Genomic DNA, 3,080 nt, shown 5'->3' with positions numbered 1-3,080 from the left:
AAATTCCTGTTTTAACAACAGTATTTTACTATATTTGTTTGCAATTAAAACGGAGGTTTTTTCACAGACTGACGTTACCAGCAATATTAAACCACACATGACAAATATTTCCGAAACATTAACCGAAACAATTAAAGATGATAAATTTCAAGATGTAATCGTTGATTTATCTGAAACTACTCTAGACACTTTATTAAAAGATGGAGCTTTAAAAGATATTCCCATCATCGGTGTATTATTTGGAATAGCGAAAACTACACTGACAGTTCAAGATAAACTTTTTACCAAAAAGTTAATGGTATTTCTTCTTCAATTAAAAAAGACATCTAACGAAAGTAGAAAGAAACAAATTGAGAAAATTGAAAATGATCCTGAATATAAAACCAAAGTTGGAGAAAAATTACTTTACATAATTGACAAATGTGAAGATCATGAGAAAGCTAAATATATTGGAAAGCTTTTTCAATGTTTTATTGAAGAGAAAATAGAATATGATAATTTCCTTCGTGCTTCAAGAAGTATCGAACTTACTTATTTAGGCGATTTAAAAAGATTCATAAAAGATAAATGGAAAGATATGGCCATGGAAGAAGGTGGAGATTTACTTGGTGCCGGCTTAATGGATGCTATTTATTCATCTGGTGAATCTATGCATGGAAACAGTAGTTCATATTTGAAATTAAAAGTATCTTACATTGGAATATTGATACAGGACTTACTTGCAGAATAGAAAATACTGCTGGTAACACACGCTACAACGGATTTGGGCAATTGGCTTAATGGAAAGTTGGTTTTGTGTTTGGATGATTTGGCAAATCCGAAAATAGGGCTTAATTTAGTCCCAAACCCGCTGTAGCGCGAGAACGTTATGGGAGATTTTACAGCCAATTCGTGCCGAATTGACGCTTTCATTTTCAATAGAAATCAAAGCAGAAACGTAAAAAACAGAACGCAGACAGAACGCCGAGTTTGAAAAATTGGAATCTGCCAAACTTACGCCGAAATTAGAAACGTAAAAATTAGAGCCGATAAGCAAAAAAGTGAAAAACCAATCTGCTAAACTTAAGCTGAAATTAGAAACGTGAAAATTGGAATCGATAAGCAGAAACTTGAAAAAGCAATCTTCGCTTCAATTGACGACAATTGGATTTTATTAAACCAAACTGCCGAACTGAAACGGAAAAAGAAAAGAAGGAAAAACGAAACTCAAAATTGGAATGAAAATGCTAAAAATTCAGGACTTGCTAAAGAAAAAACCTCCCATAACCGCTACTACAACGGATTTGGGCAATTGGCTTAATTTAAAAATGGTCTTGTATTTGGAAAGTTTGGCAAATCCGAAAAACGGTCTTAATTTAACCCCAAACCCGCTGTAGTAGCAACACGTTATGCACCATGCCAGAAAAACACACCTAATGAACAAAATACTTTTCATTTGTATCATAATCTGTTCAGGATTGCTAAACGCCCAAGAGCAAACCATTCCTTATCTTTTAGACTGGGAAACAGAAAACTCAATTTATCAATATTTGGAATTAAAGAAAGCAAATAAGGATAGCGTTGTTTTCATTTTTGAAAATTTGGATAGAGAAAAAGTAAAAATACATATTAGCAAAAAGTCACAAAACTTTCAAAAATCAAACAGGAAACTGTTCATAAATGATAGACTTTATCCTATCATATTTGAAATGGATTATTGGTTTTATACAGAAACGAAAAATGATTTCCCAATAATCTCAAAAGAAACTTCAAATTACAAATCTGAATTCGTACCAATTCCAAACTTAAAAGAAAGAAAACAAAATGCCGAAAAATATGCGTATCGTAAACTAATAAATATAATTGATTGGAGCATATATTGGATAGTTGATAGAAAGGGAAAATTAGTAGAGACAAATACAAAAATCTAAAGGCACGGTGCATAACAGCCGTTTGGCGAGATTGGGGTTTTAGGCAAAATTTTAAGATGGTTTTGTATTTGGAAAATAATGCTTAACCGAAACATAAATCTTAATTTAGTCCCCAACCTCGCCAAGCGCCGGAACGTTATGAGTAACTGTACAAGAACTGCATAAATGAATCAACCTGAAAAACCAAAATACTTATTAGATTTAAACGACTTTGACAACAAAGAGAAATCTATTTGGATACCCGCAGACGCAAAAAACTTAGAACGTTTACAACATTTATATATTGAAAACTTATATGTAAACGGCGCAAAAGAAAAAGATTTAGAAAAAATTTTATCATTCGTAAAACCCAAATATTTAAAACTCTACAATCTCCTAGCAAAGGATTTAAGTATTTTAGAGTCATTGGAAACAACAGAAACTATCATATTACAATGGAATACAAAATCTGAAAGTCTTTGGAATATTGCTAAAAATGTTTCATTAAAACATTTAGAAATTAATGATTTTTCAAAACTTCAGAATATTGAAGGAATTGCTAATGCTAGACAAATATTGGAGTTGACAATTAGTGGCGGAATCAATAAAGCATTAAAAATTGAATCTTTAAAGCCTCTAATAAATTTATCTAATCTAGAAATATTAAGCTTATGGAATCTAAAAATTGAAGATGATAGTTTAAGACCTATTGGTAATTTAAAAAAACTAAGGTTATTAGAAATATCAAATCAATTTGAAACAAAAGAATATGCTTGGTTAGCGGTAAAAATGAAGCATACCGAGTGTAAAATGTTTAATGCTGTCAATAATTGCAAAATAACTGATGCCAACGGGAAAATTGTTTGGGACACAATGGTAACTGGAAGACGAAAATCTTTTTTATTATCTAATAAAGACCAAGTAAAAATTGAAAAATATAAAGTTGAGTTTGAGAAATTAAAAACTCAATATGAAAAAGAAAACAGCTACTCATAACAGCCACTACAACGGATTTGGGTATTTGGCTTAATGGAAAAATAGTTTTGTATTTGGGATGATTTGGCAAATCCGAAAATAGAGCTTAATTTAATCCCAAACCCGCTGTAGTGCCAGAACGTTGGCAGATATTTTGCCAGAAAACGGAGAATTCAAAAATCAATAAAATTTAACAAAATGAAAAACAAATTATTT

At 31.1% G+C, this 3,080-nt stretch carries 4 protein-coding genes; all 4 read left to right on the top strand.

The window, feature by feature from the left end:
• On the top strand, nt 1-730 hold a 730-nt coding region (locus ABEG11_RS18955), incomplete at its 5' end, for a hypothetical protein (protein ID WP_348825751.1).
• Nucleotides 731-1,081: 351 nt separating this feature from the next.
• Nucleotides 1,082-1,300 carry a hypothetical protein gene (locus ABEG11_RS18950; RefSeq protein WP_348825750.1) on the top strand — a complete coding sequence of 73 codons (219 nt, stop codon included), beginning with the start codon at nt 1,082-1,084 and terminating at the stop codon, nt 1,298-1,300.
• 115 nt (nt 1,301-1,415) lie between these two features.
• Complete coding sequence (locus ABEG11_RS18945) at nt 1,416-1,910, top strand: hypothetical protein (protein ID WP_348825749.1); 495 nt, start codon at nt 1,416-1,418, stop codon at nt 1,908-1,910.
• Between the two features lie 165 nt (nt 1,911-2,075).
• Complete coding sequence (locus tag ABEG11_RS18940; protein WP_348825748.1) at nt 2,076-2,885, top strand: hypothetical protein; 810 nt, start codon at nt 2,076-2,078, stop codon at nt 2,883-2,885.
• The last annotated feature ends 195 nt before the right edge of the window (nt 2,886-3,080 follow it).

The sequence above is a fragment of the Flavobacterium aestuarii genome, from assembly GCF_040049115.1.
Lineage (GTDB): Bacteria > Bacteroidota > Bacteroidia > Flavobacteriales > Flavobacteriaceae > Flavobacterium > Flavobacterium aestuarii.
The sequence above is the reverse complement of the archived record's forward strand: the minus strand, read 5'-3'. Positions and strand labels throughout refer to the sequence as shown.